Annotated in this window: 17 protein-coding genes; 2 read left to right on the top strand and 15 right to left on the bottom strand. The window is 60.3% G+C overall.

Features of this window, described 5'->3' with window-relative positions; all coding sequences use genetic code 11:
* Positions 1–16 precede the first annotated feature (16 nt).
* The 11 genes from BLW70_RS07810 to BLW70_RS07760 all read right to left on the bottom strand — a co-directional run bounded on the left by BLW70_RS07810 (position 17) and on the right by BLW70_RS07760 (position 12934).
* Positions 17–1306 carry an adenylosuccinate synthase gene (locus tag BLW70_RS07810; protein WP_074873214.1) on the bottom strand — a complete coding sequence of 430 codons (1290 nt, stop codon included), beginning with the start codon at positions 1304–1306 and terminating at the stop codon, positions 17–19.
* A gap of 54 nt (positions 1307–1360) precedes the next feature.
* A complete protein-coding gene (locus BLW70_RS07805) occupies positions 1361–2548 on the bottom strand; it encodes an ATP phosphoribosyltransferase regulatory subunit (RefSeq protein ID WP_007939588.1) in 1188 nt (395 codons plus the stop codon).
* A gap of 314 nt (positions 2549–2862) precedes the next feature.
* Complete coding sequence (gene hflC / locus BLW70_RS07800) at positions 2863–3732, bottom strand: protease modulator HflC (RefSeq protein WP_056746351.1); 870 nt, start codon at positions 3730–3732, stop codon at positions 2863–2865.
* Positions 3732–4904, bottom strand: coding sequence for an FtsH protease activity modulator HflK (gene hflK / locus BLW70_RS07795; protein ID WP_074873211.1), 1173 nt, complete (start codon positions 4902–4904; stop codon positions 3732–3734). Before hflK ends, hflC begins: the two co-directional genes overlap by 1 nt.
* Before the next feature lie 96 nt (positions 4905–5000).
* Complete coding sequence (gene hflX, locus BLW70_RS07790; RefSeq protein WP_074873207.1) at positions 5001–6302, bottom strand: ribosome rescue GTPase HflX; 1302 nt, start codon at positions 6300–6302, stop codon at positions 5001–5003.
* A gap of 12 nt (positions 6303–6314) precedes the next feature.
* Positions 6315–6575: an RNA chaperone Hfq gene (gene hfq / locus BLW70_RS07785; protein WP_007902656.1), complete on the bottom strand. Its 261-nt coding sequence runs from the start codon at positions 6573–6575 to the stop codon at positions 6315–6317.
* 95 nt (positions 6576–6670) lie between these two features.
* Entirely contained in the window at positions 6671–7642 is a 972-nt protein-coding gene (miaA, locus tag BLW70_RS07780; RefSeq protein WP_074873204.1) for a tRNA (adenosine(37)-N6)-dimethylallyltransferase MiaA, read from the bottom strand.
* On the bottom strand, positions 7642–9552 hold the full coding sequence (gene mutL / locus BLW70_RS07775; protein ID WP_074873201.1) for a DNA mismatch repair endonuclease MutL: 1911 nt from the start codon (positions 9550–9552) through the stop codon (positions 7642–7644). Before mutL ends, miaA begins: the two co-directional genes overlap by 1 nt.
* On the bottom strand, positions 9549–10976 hold the full coding sequence (locus BLW70_RS07770; protein WP_074873198.1) for an N-acetylmuramoyl-L-alanine amidase: 1428 nt from the start codon (positions 10974–10976) through the stop codon (positions 9549–9551). The genes mutL and BLW70_RS07770 overlap by 4 nt, the downstream gene beginning before the upstream one ends.
* A complete protein-coding gene (gene tsaE / locus BLW70_RS07765) occupies positions 10977–11447 on the bottom strand; it encodes a tRNA (adenosine(37)-N6)-threonylcarbamoyltransferase complex ATPase subunit type 1 TsaE (protein WP_074873195.1) in 471 nt (156 codons plus the stop codon).
* Positions 11435–12934: a bifunctional ADP-dependent NAD(P)H-hydrate dehydratase/NAD(P)H-hydrate epimerase gene (locus tag BLW70_RS07760; protein ID WP_074873192.1), complete on the bottom strand. Its 1500-nt coding sequence runs from the start codon at positions 12932–12934 to the stop codon at positions 11435–11437. The genes tsaE and BLW70_RS07760 overlap by 13 nt, the downstream gene beginning before the upstream one ends.
* Before the next feature lie 63 nt (positions 12935–12997).
* Between BLW70_RS07760 and queG the strand changes: the two genes are divergently transcribed.
* On the top strand, positions 12998–14062 hold the full coding sequence (gene queG / locus BLW70_RS07755; RefSeq protein WP_074873189.1) for a tRNA epoxyqueuosine(34) reductase QueG: 1065 nt from the start codon (positions 12998–13000) through the stop codon (positions 14060–14062).
* Positions 14063–14168: 106 nt separating this feature from the next.
* On the opposite strand, the gene BLW70_RS07750 is transcribed toward queG, so the two are convergent.
* The gene (locus tag BLW70_RS07750) at positions 14169–14780 is read right to left on the bottom strand and encodes a trimeric intracellular cation channel family protein (protein WP_008153267.1); all 612 of its coding nucleotides are present in this window, start codon (positions 14778–14780) and stop codon (positions 14169–14171) included.
* 250 nt (positions 14781–15030) lie between these two features.
* Complete coding sequence (orn, locus tag BLW70_RS07745; RefSeq protein WP_008035288.1) at positions 15031–15573, bottom strand: oligoribonuclease; 543 nt, start codon at positions 15571–15573, stop codon at positions 15031–15033.
* 107 nt (positions 15574–15680) lie between these two features.
* Here orn and rsgA point away from each other — a divergent pair, with 107 nt between their 5' ends.
* Positions 15681–16712 carry a small ribosomal subunit biogenesis GTPase RsgA gene (gene rsgA, locus BLW70_RS07740; RefSeq protein ID WP_074873186.1) on the top strand — a complete coding sequence of 344 codons (1032 nt, stop codon included), beginning with the start codon at positions 15681–15683 and terminating at the stop codon, positions 16710–16712.
* 106 nt (positions 16713–16818) lie between these two features.
* On the opposite strand, the gene motB is transcribed toward rsgA, so the two are convergent.
* Together motB and motA are read right to left on the bottom strand one after the other, a co-directional pair.
* Positions 16819–17853, bottom strand: a complete 1035-nt coding sequence (motB, locus tag BLW70_RS07735) for a flagellar motor protein MotB (protein ID WP_074873183.1) — start codon at positions 17851–17853, stop codon at positions 16819–16821.
* A 3-nt stretch (positions 17854–17856) separates the two neighbouring features.
* A complete protein-coding gene (gene motA / locus BLW70_RS07730) occupies positions 17857–18708 on the bottom strand; it encodes a flagellar motor stator protein MotA (protein ID WP_074873180.1) in 852 nt (283 codons plus the stop codon).
* Positions 18709–18714 lie beyond the last annotated feature (6 nt).

Below are 18714 nucleotides of genomic sequence, written 5' to 3'. Positions count from 1 at the left end.
TTACATCAACGACTTATTAAGCGAACGGATGACGCAAAACGATGGTTTCGTTGCGGTCCGGGCCCGTCGAAATAATGTCGATCGGCGCACCGATCAGCTCTTCAACGCGCTTGATATAAGCACGGGCGTTAGCTGGCAGCTCTTCCATGGTTTTGGCACCCACAGTCGACTCGGTCCAGCCCGGCACTTCTTCGTACACAGGCTGCAGGCCCACGTAGCTGTCAGCATCAGTCGGGGCAACGGCATTGCCTTGCGCATCTTTGTAGCCGACGCAGATGTTGATGGTTTCAAGGCCGTCGAGCACGTCGAGCTTGGTCAGGCAGATGCCCGAGATGCTGTTCACATCGATGGCACGACGCAGGATAACGGCGTCGAACCAGCCGCAACGGCGGGCACGGCCGGTGGTAGCACCGAACTCGTGACCTTGCTTGGCCAGGTGAGCACCCACTTCGTCAAACAGCTCAGTCGGGAATGGACCCGAACCTACGCGAGTGGTGTAAGCCTTGGTGATGCCCAGGATGTAATCCAGGAACATCGGGCCAACGCCCGAACCGGTCGCCACGCCACCAGCGGTGGTGTTGGAGCTGGTCACGTACGGATAGGTACCGTGGTCGATGTCGAGCAACGAACCTTGGGCGCCTTCGAACATGATGTCTTTGCCGGCGCGACGCAGGTCGTGCAGCTCGGCCGTCACGTCCAGCATCAGCGGCTTGAGCAGCTCAGCGTATTCCTTGCACTCGGCCAGGGTTTTTTCGAACTCGATGGCAGGCTCTTTGTAGTAACCCACCAGCATGAAGTTGTGGTAATCCACCAGTTCACGCAGCTTGTCTTCAAAGCGCGGCATGTTGAGCAGGTCGCCCACACGCAGGCCACGCCGTGCAACCTTGTCTTCGTACGCCGGGCCGATGCCGCGACCGGTCGTACCGATCTTCAGTTCGCCACGGGCCTTTTCACGGGCCTGGTCCAGCGCTACGTGGAAGGACAGGATCAGCGGGCAGGACGGGCTGATGCGCAGGCGTTCGCGCACCGGTACGCCTTTCTCTTCCAGCTTGATGATTTCCCGCAGCAGAGCGTCGGGTGCAACCACCACGCCGTTGCCGATCAGGCACTGCACGCCTTCACGCAGCACGCCCGACGGAATCAGGTGCAAGACGGTTTTTTCGCCGTCGATCACCAGGGTGTGACCAGCATTGTGGCCACCCTGGTAGCGCACTACGGCGGCAGCATGTTCGGTCAGCAGATCAACGATCTTGCCTTTGCCCTCATCACCCCATTGGGTGCCCAGGACTACGACATTCTTACCCATAACACTTGTCCTCATTCGCGCAAACTTGGTGCCGGCGGCAGCCGGCAGGAAAACTCAAGAAGCCAGTGGCGATACTTGCCAAAGCCCGTTCTGCTGAATCAATTGCCGGTCGCAGTCCGCTTCACGGGCGGCGGCCAAAGGTTGTCCAGGCAACGCCTGAACGACACGCTGACCCTCACTGCGCAACTGGCAAACCTGCTGCCAGAGAGCGGCATCCGTACTGTCAGGCATCCAGATACCGCCAGACGGTAACTCGATCTCAGCACGCCCCAGGGTCACCAGGGTTTTCAAATCGGTAGAGAAGCCGGTTGCCGGACGGGCGCGACCGAAGTCGGCACCGATGTCGTCGTAACGACCGCCCTGAGCAATGGACTGGCCAACACCCGGTACGAATACCGCGAACACCACACCGGTGTGGTAGTGGTAGCCGCGCAACTCGCCCAGGTCGAAATACAACGGCAACTCAGGGAAACGCGTGGACAGACGCTCGGCAATCGCCAGCAGATCATCCAGAGCCGCCAATACTGGCGCCGGCGCATTCGCCAGGCGCTCGCGGGCAGCGCTCAATACTTCACGGCCGCCACACAGATCGACCAGCGCCCGCAGCATGCCCGACAGATCGGCTGGCAGGCCTTCGGTCAAGGTAATGACCTCGTCGATGGCCTTACGTTGCAACGCATCGAACAACTGTTGCTCGACTTCACCGGACAGACCGGCGGCGCGAGCCAGCCCGCGATAGATACCCACATGACCGAGGTCCATGTGCACATCCGGCACATCGGCCAGTTGCAGCATAGCCAACATCAGGCTGATGACTTCCACGTCGCTGCTCGGGCTGGCATCGCCGTACAGCTCGGCACCCAGCTGGATCGGGCTGCGCGAGGACGACAAGGCGCGCGGCTGAGCGTGCAGCACGCTACCGGCATAGCACAGACGGCTCGGGCCTTCGCGTCGCAAGGTGTGCGCATCGATGCGCGCCACTTGCGGCGTGATGTCGGCACGGAAACCCATCTGCCGGCCCGATTGCGGGTCGATGACCTTGAAGGTACGCAGATCGAGGTCCTGGCCCGCGCCGGTCAGCAGGGATTCCAGGTACTCGATATGGGGAGTCACGACAAACTCGTAACCCCAGCTCTGGAACAGATCCAACACCTGACGACGCGCGACTTCAATGCGCGCCGCTTCTGGTGGCAGTACTTCTTCGATGCCATCTGGCAGCAGCCAGCGGTCTACCGTTGCCATTACGCCATTCCCCTATGATCCGGGCGGCAAGCCTTTGGGCGAGCCTTGAGTGAAGCAGAAAATGATCGGTTCATGCGCAAACCACGCGCATGAACAACGCGGCGAAAAGCCCAAATCGGCTTCACCAACCACTTTCCTCGAAAAACCTGTCGAGTCATTCAACTCGCACGCCTGCATAAAAACAGCAATCAAACGTGCAGACGCAAAAAAGCCGGGAATTTCCCGGCTGCCGCATCATACACACGTTTTCCCAAAGGATCACCCCGCCCGAGGCGTTAGCCGCCAGGCGGGGGATGATTCAGGTCAGCGCCGTATCAAGGCTTGGCTTTTTCCAGGTAACGGAAGAAGTCGCTGCTTGGGTCCAGGACCATGACGTCGGATTTGTTCGCGAAGCTTTCACGGTAGGCACGCAGGCTACGGTAGAAACCGTAGAACTCCTGGTCCTGGCCGTAGGCCTTGGAGTAGATCGCAGCGGCCTGGGCATCACCATCACCGCGAACCTCTTCAGATTCACGATAGGCTTCAGCCAGCAACACGCGGCGTTGACGATCAGCATCGGCACGAATGCCTTCTGACAGCTCGTTACCCTTGGCGCGGTGCTCGCGAGCTTCACGCTCACGCTCGGAACTCATGCGTTCGAACACGCTGCGGTTCACTTCTTTCGGCAGATCAATGGCCTTGACCCGAACATCGACAACTTCGATGCCCAGCTCTTTTTCCGCCATCTTGTTCAGCGAAGCCGTGATATCGGTCATCAGCGCATCGCGCTCACCGGACACCACTTCATGCAGCGTGCGCTTACCGAACTGGTCACGCAGGCCCGATTCCAGACGACGGGAAAGACGCTCGTCGGCAATCTGCTTGAGGCCGGAAGTCGCGGTGTAGAAGCGCTCGGCATCTTTCACGCGCCACTTGGCGTAGGCATCGACCATGACGGCTTTCTTTTCCAGCGTCAGGAAGCGTTGTGTCGGCGCATCGAGCGTCATCAGGCGTGCGTCGAATTTGCGCACCTGGTTGACGTAAGGCACTTTCACATGCAGGCCTGGCTGAACATCAGCCTGGACCACGCGACCGAACTGCAGCAGCACCGCACGCTCGGTCTGAGCCACGATGTAGAAGCAGTTCCAGGCAGCGATCGCCACGACGACGCCGACAATAAGGGCGATCAGCGATTTATTGCTCATCAGCGACTCTCCCTGGTACGTGCTGGCTGTTGCTGCAGATCGGCTGCCGCACGCGCATTCGCTTCATTGCTGCTGGCTGCCGCACCGGTCACCGAAGTGCTGGTGTTGCGACCACTTTCGACCATTTTATCCAGCGGCAAGTACAGCAGATTGCTCTGGCCATTCTTGTTCCCGGTTACGAGAACCTTGCTGGTATTGCTGAAGACTTCCTGCATGGTGTCCAGGTACAGACGCTCACGGGTGACTTCAGGTGCCTTGCGGTACTCGGCCACCAGTTTGGTGAAGCGATCGGCCTCACCCTTGGCTCGCGAGACGGTTTCGTCACGGTAGCCATTGGCATCTTCGATGATGCGCTGGGCCTGACCACGAGCTTCCGGCACGACGCCGTTGGCATAGGTTTCAGCCTGGTTGCGCGAACGCTGCTCGTCTTCACGGGCGCGGATCACGTCATCGAAGGCTTCCTGCACTTCACGCGGTGCGGCTGCGCTCTGTACGTTGACCTGGGTGACGGTGATGCCGGTGCGATAGGTATCCATGAAGCGTTGCAGACGCTCCTTGATTTCGCTGGCCATCAATTCACGACCTTCAGTCAGCACCTGGTCCATCGCGGTGGAACCCACTACGTGGCGCAAGGCACTTTCGGTCGCGTGCTGAAGGCTGATTTCCGGCTGGTCAACGCTCAACACGAAGTCCTGCAGGTTGCTGATCTTGTACTGCACGGTCAGCGGCACTTCGACGATGTTTTCGTCTTCAGTGAGCATTTGACCCTGCTTGGTATAGGCACGCTCACGCGTGACGTTTTCCAGGTACTTGCGATCCAGCGGCGGGAAATAGATGTTCAGACCCGGGCCGACAGTCTCGTAGTACTTGCCGAAGCGCAGCACCACGGCTTGCTCCTGCTCGTCGACGACATACACCGCGCTGTACAGCCACACCGCTGCCAACACGACCAGACCGATGCCGAGCAGACCGCCGAAGCCGCTACTCCTGCCCGAACCGCCACCGTCATCACCGCGTTTCTTACCACCACCGAACAACCCGTTCAGGCTTTCCTGCAGCTTTCGGAAGGCCTCGTCGAGATCCGGTGGTCCCTTGCGGTCGCCGTTATTGCGGCGCTTGCCACCCCAAGGATCCTGATTATTCGAGTTGCCACCCGGCTCATTCCAAGCCATAGCGCTCTCCATCTGATAAAGCAAAGACGCACCCACGGCGCGCCGACCAATGCTACAGAATGCCTGTCACCGCGGCACAACCGCTTTTTCAGGCTTTTATTGCAAAGTGTGTTGTTCGATGAACTCTGTCGGCACAACGCCTTCACGGCTGACCAGCCGATTGAGCTCCGAGCGCGGTAATCGAACGGCCAGCAAGCTGACACCTTCTTCGTCGTGTTCTTCTTTCTGCACCGCTCCGAGCTCGAAAAACTGCGCACGCAGTCGAGCGAATCGTTGCGGCAAACGCAAGGTACCGATAAACAACTCACTGCCCAGCAACTCGGCAATGGCTTGCTCAAGCAATTCCAGACCACTGCCATCACGCGCCGACAGCCAGACCCGTTGAGGCTTACCGTTTTCGTCTCGCTGGATTTGTGGCTCAACGCCTTCAAGCAAATCGAGTTTGTTATAGACCTCGAGGATCGGCAAGTCCTGGGCACCAATCTCGCCCAGCACCACCATCACCTGCTCGATCTGCAACATGCGATCCGGTTCGGCCGCATCGATCACGTGCAACAGCAGGTCTGAGTTGCTCGACTCTTCGAGCGTAGACCGAAATGCCTCGACCAGTTTGTGGGGCAAGTGGCGTATGAAACCCACCGTATCGGCCAGGACAATCGGCCCCAGGTCGTCGAGTTCCAGACGGCGCAAGGTCGGGTCCAGCGTGGCAAACAACTGGTCAGCCGCGTAAACGTCGGATTTCGTGACGTTATTGAAGAGCGTGGATTTGCCGGCGTTGGTATAGCCCACAAGGGACACGGTAGGAATATCCGCACGCGAACGGCCGCGTCGCGACTGTTCGCGCTGACTGCGTACTTTTTCCAGTCGGCCCTTGATCTGTCGCAGGCGTACCCGCAGCAAACGGCGGTCGGTTTCCAGCTGGGTTTCACCCGGGCCACGCATACCGATACCGCCACCCTGACGCTCAAGGTGGGTCCAGCCACGAACCAGCCGGGTGCTCATGTGATCAAGCTGGGCCAGTTCTACCTGGAGCTTGCCTTCATGGGTACGGGCGCGCTGGGCGAAAATATCGAGAATCAGACCGGTACGGTCGATCACGCGACACTCGAAAACACGTTCGAGGTTACGTTCCTGACTGGGCGTGAGGATGTGATTGAAGATGACCAGATCGGCCTCTTTGGCATGGACCAGGTCGCGCAACTCTTCGACCTTGCCGCTGCCAATCAGGAATTTGGCGGTTGGCCGATGACGCGGCACGTTAAAAAACGCAACGGTCTCGGCGCCGGCCGAATTAGCCAATTCCTGAAACTCCTGCGGATCTTCGCGCGCCTCAGGGTCCTGTCCATCCAAGTGAACGAGGATCACTCGCTCACCACCACCGTGGCGCTCAAAGAACAAAGGAGACTCCTATCAGGCGTTACCTGGCTCAGCATCACCTGCTTCGGATTCGGTTGCACTAGGCAGACGAATTGGACGAACCGGCACCACTGTAGAGATAGCGTGTTTGTAAACCATCTGGCTGACGGTGTTTTTCAGCAGGATAACGAACTGGTCGAAAGACTCGATCGTGCCTTGCAGCTTGATCCCGTTGACCAGATAGATGGAAACCCCCACTTTCTCTTTACGTAAAGTATTCAAGTAAGGGTCTTGTAGCGAATGCCCTTTTGACATGTGCCGCACTCCTTTAAGGATTCAATATTAAAAAATAGGTAATCAGATGACTTGTGGCCGTCACACCCCCAAGGATAGACGGCAATTGCAAGGACTCAGCTCAATATGGAGATGGTCCCAAGGTATTTCAAGGCGCGCGGCAGATTGTCGCAATCGAGGCTGTCCAACCAATGTAAATCAGCCCAACTGCGCAGCCAGGTGAACTGGCGCTTCGCCAATTGGCGCGTGGCAATGATTCCACGCTCCTGCATCTCGGCTTGCGTCAGCTTGCCATCCAGGTAATCCCAGACTTGTCGGTAGCCTACTGCACGTATAGACGGCATCCCCGAATGCAGGTCACCTCTATCTCGCAGGGCTACGACCTCGTCGATGAATCCCTGTTCCAACATATTCGTGAATCTTTGTTTAATTCGCTCGTGCAGTACCTGGCGATTTGCCGGAGCAATGGCCAAGTTCGCGACAGTATAGGGCAATTGTTGCAGTCCAGAGGCGGCTGCTTCAGTACTTTGCGCAGATTGTTGCAACCTGAGTGCAGTCATGCTCTGACCACTGACGCGATAAACTTCCAGCGCTCGACTCAGTCGCTGCGGATCGTTCGGATGAATACGCGCCGCAGATTGCGGATCGATGACTGCCAATTGATCGTGCAAGGCTTGCCAGCCAAGGCGTGCGGCCTCTTCTTCGATCTGTGCGCGAATGGCCGGGTCAGCCGCCGGCATGTCTGCCAGACCTTCGACCAAAGCCTTGTAATAGAGCATTGTGCCGCCCACCAGCAGCGGAATTTTGCCCCGCGCGGTGATCTCGGCCATGGCTTCGAGGGCATCGCGACGGAAATCGGCGGCCGAATAGCTCTCTGCCGGATCAAGAATATCGATCAAACGGTGTGGAAATTCAGCCAGAAGCTCTTTTGAAGGCTTGGCGGTGCCGATGTCCATGCCACGGTAGACCAGCGCCGAATCGACGCTGATCAGCTCACACGGCAAGACTTTGGTGAGTTCGATAGCCAGGTCGGTCTTGCCGGCGGCGGTCGGGCCCATCAGGAAAATCGCAGGAGGGAGCTGGTTCATCAACGACCGCGCAAGAACAGTTTGTCCAGATCGTCCAGACCCAGTTGGGTCCAGGTCGGTCGGCCATGGTTGCATTGACCGCTGCGTTCGGTGTTTTCCATATCGCGCAGCAGACCGTTCATTTCGGGGATCGCCAGACGCCGATTCGCCCGAATCGCGCCGTGGCAGGCCATGGTGCCGAGCAGTTCGTTCAGGTGCGCCTGAATCCGGTCGCTGGTGCCGTATTCCATCAAGTCCGCCAGAACGTCACTGACCAATCGATTGGCTTCAGCTTGCTTGAGCAAGGCCGGAATCTGCCGGATCGCCAGGGATTCCGGGCCCAGACGCTGCAATTCAAAGCCCAGGCGCTGGAACCACGCGACGTGTTCTTCGGCGCAATCGGCTTCACGCTGACTGACCGCCAGCGACTCCGGCACCAGCAGCGGCTGACCGCTCAGGCCTTCGCTGGCCATGGCGATTTTCAGGCGCTCGTACATGATCCGCTCATGAGCCGCGTGCATGTCCACCAGCACCAGGCCCTGGGCGTTTTCCGAAAGAATGTAGATGCCTTTGAGCTGCGCCAGCGCATAACCCAGCGGCGGAATGTCGTCCTGCCCGGCTGGCAGCGCTACCGCGTTGGCTTCTGGCAATGGTGCAAAAAACTCACGATACGCTGCCTGGGCCTCAGCAACCGGCACACCGGATTGAGGCCGTGGCGAGTACTGATATTGATAACCGGCACCCGCGCCCGAGCCGGCCGGCGTATTGAACGACGGCTGGGCTTGAGGCTGTTCCAGCAAGGCATTGGCCGCCAGACGCATTTCGCCCTGTGGACCGAATTCGCCAGCATCAATGCCGGTCGGCCGAACGATGGCCGTCGCGACAGGCGCGGCCAAATGGTCTTCCGGCCGCACATCGCCCAAGGCGCGGTGCAGGGTGCCGTAGAGGAAATCGTGAACCATGCGTCCGTCACGGAAGCGCACTTCGTGCTTGGTCGGGTGCACGTTGACGTCAACGCCTGCCGGATCGACTTCGAAAAACAACACGAAGGTCGGGTGCCGACCGTTGAACAGCACATCGCGGTAAGCCTGGCGCACCGCGTGGGCCACCAGTTTGTCGCGTACGGCGCGGCCATTTACGAAGAAGTACTGCAAGTCCGCCTGGCTGCGGTTGAACGTCGGCAAACCGACCCAGCCCCACAAATGCAGGCCATTGCGTTCGATCTCGATCGGCAGCGCCTGCTCGAGGAAACCCGAACCGCAAATCGCCGCCACACGCCGGGCACGGGCCGCGTCGTCATGGGCTTCATGCAGACTGAGGATGGTCTTGCCGTTGTGGCGCAGATGGAACGCCACGTCGAAACGTGCCAGCGCCAGACGCTTGATCACTTCTTGCAGGTGATCGAATTCGGTTTTTTCGGTTTTGAGAAACTTGCGGCGTGCCGGAGTGTTGAAAAACAAATCACGCACTTCCACCGAGGTGCCCACCGGATGGGCCGCCGGCTGCACGCGAGGCGCCATGTCCCGGCCTTCGGTTTCGACCTGCCAGGCCTGATCAGCGTCTTTGGTGCGGGATGTCAGGGTCAGGCGCGCCACGGAGCTGATCGACGCGAGTGCCTCACCGCGAAAGCCAAGGCTCATGACCTGCTCGAGGTCTTCCAGATTGCGGATCTTGCTGGTGGCGTGTCGCGCCAGGGCCAGCGGCAGGTCATCGGCAGAAATGCCGCTGCCATCGTCGCGCACCCGCAGCAACTTGACGCCGCCCTGCTCCACATCGACATCGATACGCCTGGCGCCGGAGTCGAGGCTGTTTTCCAGCAGTTCCTTGATCACCGAAGCCGGGCGCTCAACCACCTCACCGGCGGCAATCTGGTTCGCCAGTCGCGGGCTGAGCAGCTCGATACGAGCCGTATTGGTCAGCACCTGGTTCATTCTTTGGCCGCCAGCTCAGTGCCAGGGATGGTCAAGTGCTGACCGACCTTGAGCTCATCACTCGACAGCTTGTTGGCGCTGCGCAGCGTGGCCGGAGAAACCTGATATCGCACGGCAATCATCGCCAGCGTCTCGCCGGGGTTCACCCGATGGTCACGCGGGCCTTGGGCGATCCCGCCGGAGTCGCGCAGCCAGGCAATGTAGGTGCCTGGCGGCGGGTTCTGCTGGAAGAACTGGCGCACGCCGCTGCTGATCGAACGCGCCAGCGCTTGCTGGTGGTTCGCTGCGGCAAGCTTGGACGCTTCGTTGGCGTTGGAGATGAACCCGGTTTCCACCAGGATCGATGGAATGTCCGGCGACTTCAGCACCATGAACCCGGCCTGCTCCACGCGCTGTTTGTGCAACGGCGTGACGCGGCCGATGTTGCTCAGGACTTTCTGGCCGACGTTCAGGCTAGAAGTCAGGGAAGCCGTCATCGACAGGTCAAGCAGCACGCCCGCCAGCATGCGGTCCTTGTCGTCGAGGCTGACGTTGCCGGCACCACCGATCAAGTCGGAACGGTTTTCGCTGTCGGCCAGCCAACGGGCGGTTTCCGAGGTAGCGCCGCGATCAGACAGGGCGAACACCGAGGCACCGAAGGCTGCGGCCGAAGGCGCGGCGTCGGCGTGGATCGAAACGAACAGGTCGGCGCCCTTCTTGCGGGCGATTTCGGTACGGCCGCGCAACGGGATGAAATAGTCGCCGGTGCGGGTCAGTTCGGCGCGGAAGCCTTTCATGCCGTTGACCTGACGCTGCAGTTCACGGGCGATGGCCAGTACCACGTCTTTTTCACGCTGACCGCGAGAGCCGGAGGCACCCGGGTCTTCGCCGCCGTGACCGGCATCGATGACGACAATAATGTCGCGCTTGCCGGCCGGGGCTGGCGGCAGCTTGACCGGAGGCTCCACCGGAGTGACCGGCACCGGGGCTACCGTCGCGACGTTGGTCGGCGCCGGAATTGGCGCGGCATCGGCAGCGTTGTCGAACAAGTCGACCACCAGGCGATTGCCGTACTGGGCGTTTGGCGCCAGGGTAAAACTTTTCGGCGTCACGGCTTTTTTCAGGTCGATGACCACCCGCAGATCGGTTGGCGTACGTTGAGCCGAGCGCATGGCGGTGATCGGAGTGTTCGAGCTGTTGACGTTCAGCGGCGCCCCCAGAGTCGCGCCATTGATGTCGATGACCAGCCGATCCGGGGCGGTCAGGGTAAAGACGCTGTGCTGGACAGGCCCGGTCAGGTCGAACACCAGTCGCGTGTTGTCCGGAGCCCGCCACAGGCGAACGCTGTTGACCTTCGTCTCGGCCACAGCATCGACGGTCACCGCCAAAAACAACAATCCTACGGCAGCTACCATCGCGCGAAAGCGCATACCTAACCCCATCATTTAATTGGTTTCCAATGCCAAAGCGGCACACCACGACTCGCCACGCGAGCCCTGGGACAAAATTTTCAGCGAACGCCCGCCATCTTGCGGGCTAATGGTAATGGTCAGGTCGGGCTTTGGCAAAAAGCCTGCACCCTTTTCGGGCCACTCGATCAAGCACAACGCGTCGTCTTCGAAATAGTCGCGGATGCCGAGGTACTCCAACTCCTCAGGGTCGACCAAGCGATAGAGGTCGAAATGGAAGGCACGGATGTCACCAATCTCGTAGGGTTCGACCAAAGTAAACGTAGGGCTTTTTACCGACCCTTGATGCCCCAGCCCCCTGATGATGCCCCGGGACAGCGTGGTTTTCCCCGCGCCCAGATCACCCTCGAGAAAAATCAGACCGTGCCCTTCAGTGGTTTGTGCGATGCGTGCGCCAAACGCAGTCATCGCCTCTTCATCAGCCAGGTACAGGGTTACTTCAGACACGGTGTTTGCTCCTCCAACAACTGACGAATGGCTGGAATCAGATCACTGGCCGCCAGCCCACGGCCCGATTTACCTTCTTGCGCGCCAGCATTGGCGTGCAGCCAGACGGCCAGGCAGGCGGCGTCGAACGCTGCCATGCCTTGCGCCAGCAACGCGCCAACCAGACCGGCCAGCACATCACCCAAACCGGCGGTGGCCATGGCCGGATGGCCCTGATGACACAACGCCAATCGTCCATCGGGGCTGGCGATCAAGCTGCCGGCGCCTTTGAGCACCACGACAGCTGTATATTTTTTGCTCAATGCGTGAGCCGCCGCAGGACGATCGGCCTGCACTTGGGCAGTACTCATCCCCAACAAGCGCGCCGCCTCGCCCGGATGTGGGGTGATCACACAATCCCTGGGCAAGCTCACGTGCTCTGTGGCCAGCAGATTCAATGCATCGGCGTCCCAGACTTGCGGCAGCGGCGCATTGGCAGCCGCCGACAAAAGGCTGCGCCCCCAGGAAGCCTGACCCAAGCCTGGGCCGACCACCAGCACGGAAACCTTTTGCAGCAGTTCCATCAGCTGATTGGCCGACGAAGTGCCCAACACCATGGCTTCAGGAATTCTCGCCAGCGCGGCCGGAACATGTTCACTGCGCGTCGCCACGGACACCATGCCCGCACCGCTGCGCAGGGCACTTTGCGCGCTCAGCAGGATGGCGCCACCAAAGCCGCGATCGCCGCCGATCAGCAGGACGTGGCCGAATTTGCCTTTATGGGAGGTTGGAGCACGGCCCGTCAGACGCGGCAAGGAACTGGCCGTCAGGCGACGTGCACTGATGGCGACTCCGTTGAACGACTCGGGGGAGGCCTGCAGATCGTTGAATACCAACTCGCCGACCACGTCCGCAGCATCGCCGGTGAACAGACCCAGTTTCAGGCCGATGAACGTCACCGTCAGGTCCGCCCGCACCGCCGCGCCGAGTATTCGGCCGGTATCAGCGCACAACCCCGAAGGGATATCCACCGCCGCAACTGGCAACCCGCTGCCGTTGATCGCCGCGATGGCGCCAGCGTAGGGCTCTCGCACCTCCCCCGTCAGACCGGTGCCGAGCAAGGCATCCAGCACGACACCGCGCAATTCGGACTGCGCGCTCCAGGCTTGAACCGCGACACCTTCAGACACAGCCTCGGCATGGGCCAATGCCGCATCACCTTGTAAACGCTTGGGATCACCGACCGCGAACACCCGCACATGCCAGCCAGCACGTCGGGCCAGCACGGCCACCAGATAACCGTCGCCAGCGTTATTGCCATGACCGGCCACGACACTCAATTCATTCGCCGACGGCCAATGGCGGACCAGCGCACGCCAGGTCGCCCGCGCCGCGCGCTGCATCAATTCGAAGCCCGGTGTGCCGGCCGCGATCAGGCTCGCATCGAGGGCTCGCACTTGCGCGGCGCTATACAGCGCGTCGGGTAAATCATCTTTAGTGTGCGGCATGCGTCTTCGGGCTCCGATGTCTGGCAGAATTATACGCACCTCAGCTCCGGTTTCTCTCGCCTCATGCCCGCAATTACCACAGACCTGCCCGCCCTCGCCCAATCCATCAAGGACTGGGGCCGCGAGCTGGGCTTTCAGCAAGTCGGCATCAGCGGCCTCGACCTGGCCGAGCATGAGCAGCACCTGGAGCGCTGGCTCGCGGCCGGCTACCACGGCGAAATGGACTACATGGGCGCCCACGGCAGCAAACGCTCACACCCGGAAGAGCTGGTGCCCGGCACGCTTCGGGTGGTTTCCCTGCGCATGGACTACCTGCCGGGCGATACCGAAATGGCCAAACGTCTGGCACAACCGGAAAAAGCCTACGTCTCGCGTTATGCCTTGGGCCGCGATTACCACAAATTGATCCGTAAACGCGTGCAACAACTGGCCGATAAAATTCAGGCCGAAATCGGCCCGTTTGGTTTCCGCGCCTTCGTCGACAGCGCGCCGGTGCTGGAAAAAGCCATCGCGGAACAGGCTGGTCTTGGATGGATCGGCAAAAACACCCTGGTCTTGAATCGAAAGGCCGGCAGTTACTTCTTTCTGAGCGAACTGTTTGTCGACCTGCCGCTGCCGGTTGACCCGCCACACAGCACCGAACACTGCGGCCGTTGCACCGCGTGCCTCGACATCTGCCCGACCAACGCCTTCGTCGGCCCGTACGTGCTGGATGCCCGACGCTGTATTTCCTACCTGACTATCGAACTGAAAAGCGCGATCCCGGAAGATCTGCGGCCACTGATCGGCAATCGGGTATTTGGCTGTGATGACTGCCAGATCGTCTGCCCGTGGAACCGCTTCGCCCGTCCGTCCGGCGAAAGCGACTTCAAGCCACGGCACAATCTGGACAACGCGGAGTTGGCAGAGCTGTTCATGTGGGATGAGGAGAAGTTTCTCAGCAGCACTGAAGGTTCGCCGTTACGCCGGGCGGGTTATGAGCGTTGGTTGCGAAACCTGGCGGTTGGCCTGGGCAATGCCCCGTCGAGCATTCCGGTAGTTGAAGCGCTTAAGGCGCGCCGTGAATACCCTTCAGAACTGGTCCGCGAACATGTGGAATGGGCCCTGAAACAACACGGACTCCTGTAGCAGCTGCCGAAGGCTGCGTCCGACTGCAAAGCAGTCGTCATCCTGCAAAGCGAGTCCTGCGGCCTCGAACGCAGCCTTCGGCAGCTGCTACAAGGACTTCGCGATGTCAGGCTTCGTCGTTGTAGACGAATTTAGGCATTTCCCAGTGAAAACGGATCGCCAGTAACCGCAGCAGGAAGCCGCCAAACAAGGTGATCAAAATCGCCTGTTCCCCCGGCAATTGCAGGTAAATGCACAGCATGTAGCACCACGCCGCGGCGAACGAGACGCTGGCGTAGAGTTCGCGGCGGAAGATCAGCGGGATGTCGTTGCAGAAGATGTCGCGCAGGATGCCGCCGAAAACCCCGGTGATTACGCCGCTGACCGAGGCCACCAGCATGCCGTGGCCCATTTCCAGCGCGGTCATGCAGCCGATCAGGGTGAACGCCACCAGGCCCACGGCGTCGAGCACCAGAAACAGCGAGCGCAGGTGGCGCATCCAGCGTGCGGCGAAGACCGTGAACATCGCCGCCACCGAGGTCAGCACCAGGTATTCCGGGTGTTTGACCCACGTCAGCGGGTAGTGACCGAGCAGCACGTCACGCACCGAACCGCCGCCCAATGCCGTGACACAGGCGATCAGCACCACGCCAAACCAGTCCATCCCGCGACGACCGGCAGACAGGGCACCGGTCATGGCTTCGGCGGTGATGGCAATCAGGTAAAGCATCAGCAACATGGTGGCGGTCCTTGCAGGAAGGCGCGCAGTCTACTCACTTCGCTGAGGTACCAAAAGAGAGCGTCGAAGCATTCACGCATACCTGTGGCGAGGGGGCTTGCCCCCGTTGGGTCGCGTAGCGGCCCCAAAACCTGGCACCGTGTTTTGTCAGGCAGTACGCGCCAGCCGATTTACGACTGCTTCGCAGCCGAACGGGGCGGTGCGACGTTTCGACAAGCCCCCTCGCCACAAAAGCCCTCACCGCTCTGCATCAGAACTTGATGAAATGCTTGCGATAGTGCTGCAGCTCGGCGATCGATTCGCGAATGTCGTCCAGGGCCAGGTGAGTGCTGCCCTTTTTGAAGCTGTCGCGCACGTCCGGCGCCCAGCGTGCGGCCAACTCTTTAAGAGTCGATACGTCGAGGTTGCGGTAGTGGAAGAAGCTTTCCAGGGATTTCATGTGCGTATAAAGGAAGCGACGGTCCTGGCAGATGCTGTTGCCACAGATCGGCGATTTACCCTTCGGCACCCATTTTTCCAGGAAGGCGATGGTTTCGGCTTCGGCTTCGGCCATGCTGATACGGCTGTCGCGAACCCGCTGGGTCAGCCCGGAGCCGCCGTGTTGACGGGTGTTCCACTCATCCATGCCAGCGAGAATTTCGTCGCTGTGGTGGATGGCGATCACCGGACCTTCGGCCAAGGTGTTCAGGTCACTGTCGGTGACGATGGTGGCCATTTCGATGATGACGTCGGTATCAGGGTTCAGACCGGTCATTTCCAGGTCGATCCAGATCAGATTCTGCGGGTTTTGCATGTGTCGGCTCCTAGGCAATGCTGCGCAGTTTAGCCTAGGGCGGCGGCCGGGCGTGCTAAACTCGCGGCCGTTTTACCTAATCGCTGCATTCTTGATACGGAACACCCATGGCCAAACGCCAACTCAATCGTCGTCAAAACTGGCGCATCGAAAAGATTCAGGGCGAACGCGCTGCCCGCGCCGCCAAACGCGAGTCCTCGGCTGTCGAGGCACTTGAAGGTGGCGACCTGGGTCCGGAACAAACCGGCCTGGTGATCGCGCACTTCGGTGTGCAGGTCGAAGTCGAAGCCCTCGATGGCGATCTGGCCGGCCAGGTGTTCCGCTGCCATTTGCGCGCCAACCTGCCTGCGCTGGTGACCGGCGATCAGGTGGTCTGGCGTGCCGGCAACCAGGGTATCGGCGTGATCGTGGCGCAACTGCCGCGTAAAACCGAACTCTGCCGTCCGGACAGCCGTGGCCAGCTCAAGCCTGTCGCCGCCAACGTCGACATGATCGTCATCGTCTTCGCGCCGCTGCCCGAGCCCCATGCCAACCTGATCGACCGTTATCTGGTCGCCGCTGAGCACGCCGGGATTCGTCCGCTGCTGCTGCTCAACAAGTTCGACCTGATCGACGAGCAGAACGCCCCGGCGTTGAATGCCTTGCTGGCGGTTTACCGCACGCTGGGTTACCCGGTGCTGGAAGTCTCGGCCCACCACGGCAATGGCATGGAGCAATTGCAGGCACAACTGGACGGGCACATCAGCGTATTCGTCGGCCAATCCGGCGTCGGCAAATCCTCGCTGGTCAACACTCTGCTGCCGGAAGTCGAAGCCCGTGTCGGCCCGCTGTCCGAGCTGTCCGGCCAGGGCACTCACACCACCACCACCGCGCGGTTGTTCCACTTCCCCGGCGGCGGTGAGTTGATCGACTCCCCGGGTATCCGCGAATTCGGCCTGGGCCACGTCAGCCGTGCCGACGTCGAAGCTGGCTTCATCGAGTTCAACGACCTGATCGGCACCTGCCGCTTCCGCGACTGCAAGCACGACCGCGAGCCGGGTTGCGCATTGCTCAAGGCCCTGGAAGAAGGCCGCGTGCAGCAGCAACGGATGAACAGCTATCGCTCGATCATCGCGAGTTTGCCGGAAACCAGCTACTAGACCGGCACAAAACCTGTGGGACCGTGCACACACTGAAAATGAAGTGGCTTCCAAACCAGTGAAAGCCGCAAAAAAAAGCCGACATCACTGTCGGCTTTTTCATGGGTCACTGCTTCGGCGGCTCACCCGGCTTCGGTGCCGGATCCTCGAACAGATTCAACCGCTGCCGAAGCTCATGCGCCGGCAACGGCTCTTTATCCGCCGGCAGCGCATTCGGATCGGCTGGCGTGGCGGGCACTTCGCCCGGGCCGCCCTGCCCTTGTGTCGGCGCTGGCTCTGGAGCCGGTTCCGCACCTTGCGAGCCTTCAATGGCACGCTGGGCTTTCTTGGTCAGCACCACGATGTCGATACGGCGGTTGACCGGGTTGAACGGGTTCTTGCGATCGAACAGGGCTGACGAGGCATAACCGACGACCCGCGCCACCTGAGTGTCCGGATAACTACCTGCGACCAGCGCACGACGTGCTGCGTTGGCGCGGTTGGCCGAGAGTTCCCAGTTACCGAAATCACCCGTGCCCGAATACGGCTTGGCATCGGTGTGGCCGCTGATGCTGATCTTGTTCGGCACCGCTTTGATGGTGTCGGCCATGGCCAGGAGGATGTCTTCGAAGTACGGCTTCAAACGCGCCGAGCCTGAGTCGAACATCGGCCGGTTTTCGGCGTCCACGATCTGGATGCGCAAACCATCCGATGTAATTTCGAACAGGATCTGGTCTTTGAATTTCTTCAGTTGCGGGTTTTCTTCGACTTTGTTCTGCAGTTCTTGCAGCAACAGCTCGAGACGTTCCTTCTCGACCTGTTCGGCCATGCCCTCAACCTGCTCGGCGTCGATGGTGACTTTGTCCGGTTGCGGCTGGGATTTCACCTCGGGGTTGAGGGTGCTCTCCGGCGCCAGGGTCGGTGTGCCGCCCAGGTCGATGATGTACGGCGTGCCGCTTTCGGAAAAGCCGACCGGGTCCTTGAAGTAACCGGCGATGGCGATCTTCTGTTCAGGCGTTGCGGTGGACAGCAGCCACAGCACCAGGAAGAACGCCATCATCGCCGTCGCGAAGTCGGCGAAGGCGATTTTCCAGGCGCCCCCGTGATGCCCGCCGGCGATGCGCTTGACGCGCTTGATGATTATCGGCTGGTTATTTTCCATGCCTTAACGTCCGCGAACCGCTTGTTCCAGCTCAGCGAAGCTAGGACGGTGCGCCGGGTACAGAACTTTACGACCGAACTCCACCGCCAGCGATGGCGGCATACCGGAAGCCGAAGCGACCAGCGAGGCCTTGATGGCTTCGTAGACGTTGAGTTCTTCCTTGGCATCGTGGGCCAGGGAGTGGGCCAGCGGACCGAAGAAACCGTACGCCGCGAGAATACCGAAGAAGGTACCGACGAGGGCCGCACCGACGTGCAGGCCGATGGATTTCTGATCGCCCTCACCCAGCGAAGCCATGGTCACCACGATACCGAGTACCGCCGCGACGATACCGAAACCGGGCATGGCGTCGGCAATACCGTTCACCGCGTGGGACGGATGCTCGAGGTCTTCCTTGAGGCTGTAAAGCTCCATGTCGAACAGGCCTTCAAGCTCATGGGGCGCCATGTTGCCGGAGGACATGATGCGCAGGTAATCGCAGATGAATGCGGTCATGCGTTCGTCTTTGAGCACGGCCGGATACTTGGCGAAGATCGGGCTCGCAGCAGCGTCTTCGATGTCGCCTTCGATGGCCATCATGCCTTCGCGGCGGCTCTTGTTGAGGATCTCGTAGATCAGGCCCAGCACTTCCAGATAGAACGTGTGGCTGAAACGCGAAGTGAACATGCCCAGGGATTTCTTGAGCACGTGCATGGTCATGTAACTGGGGTTGGCCTGGAGGAATGCGCCGAGGGCCGCACCACCAATAATCAACACCTCGAAGGGCTGAATCAGGGCGGCAATTTTGCCGTGGGAGAGCACGTATCCGCCGAGCACGCTCGCGAATACGACGATGATGCCGATTATTTTAGCCATAGGTAG

The organism is Pseudomonas frederiksbergensis (assembly GCF_900105495.1).
Lineage (GTDB): Bacteria > Pseudomonadota > Gammaproteobacteria > Pseudomonadales > Pseudomonadaceae > Aquipseudomonas > Aquipseudomonas frederiksbergensis.
Note: the sequence above shows the minus strand (reverse complement) of the source record. Positions and strands in the feature narration are given on the sequence as shown.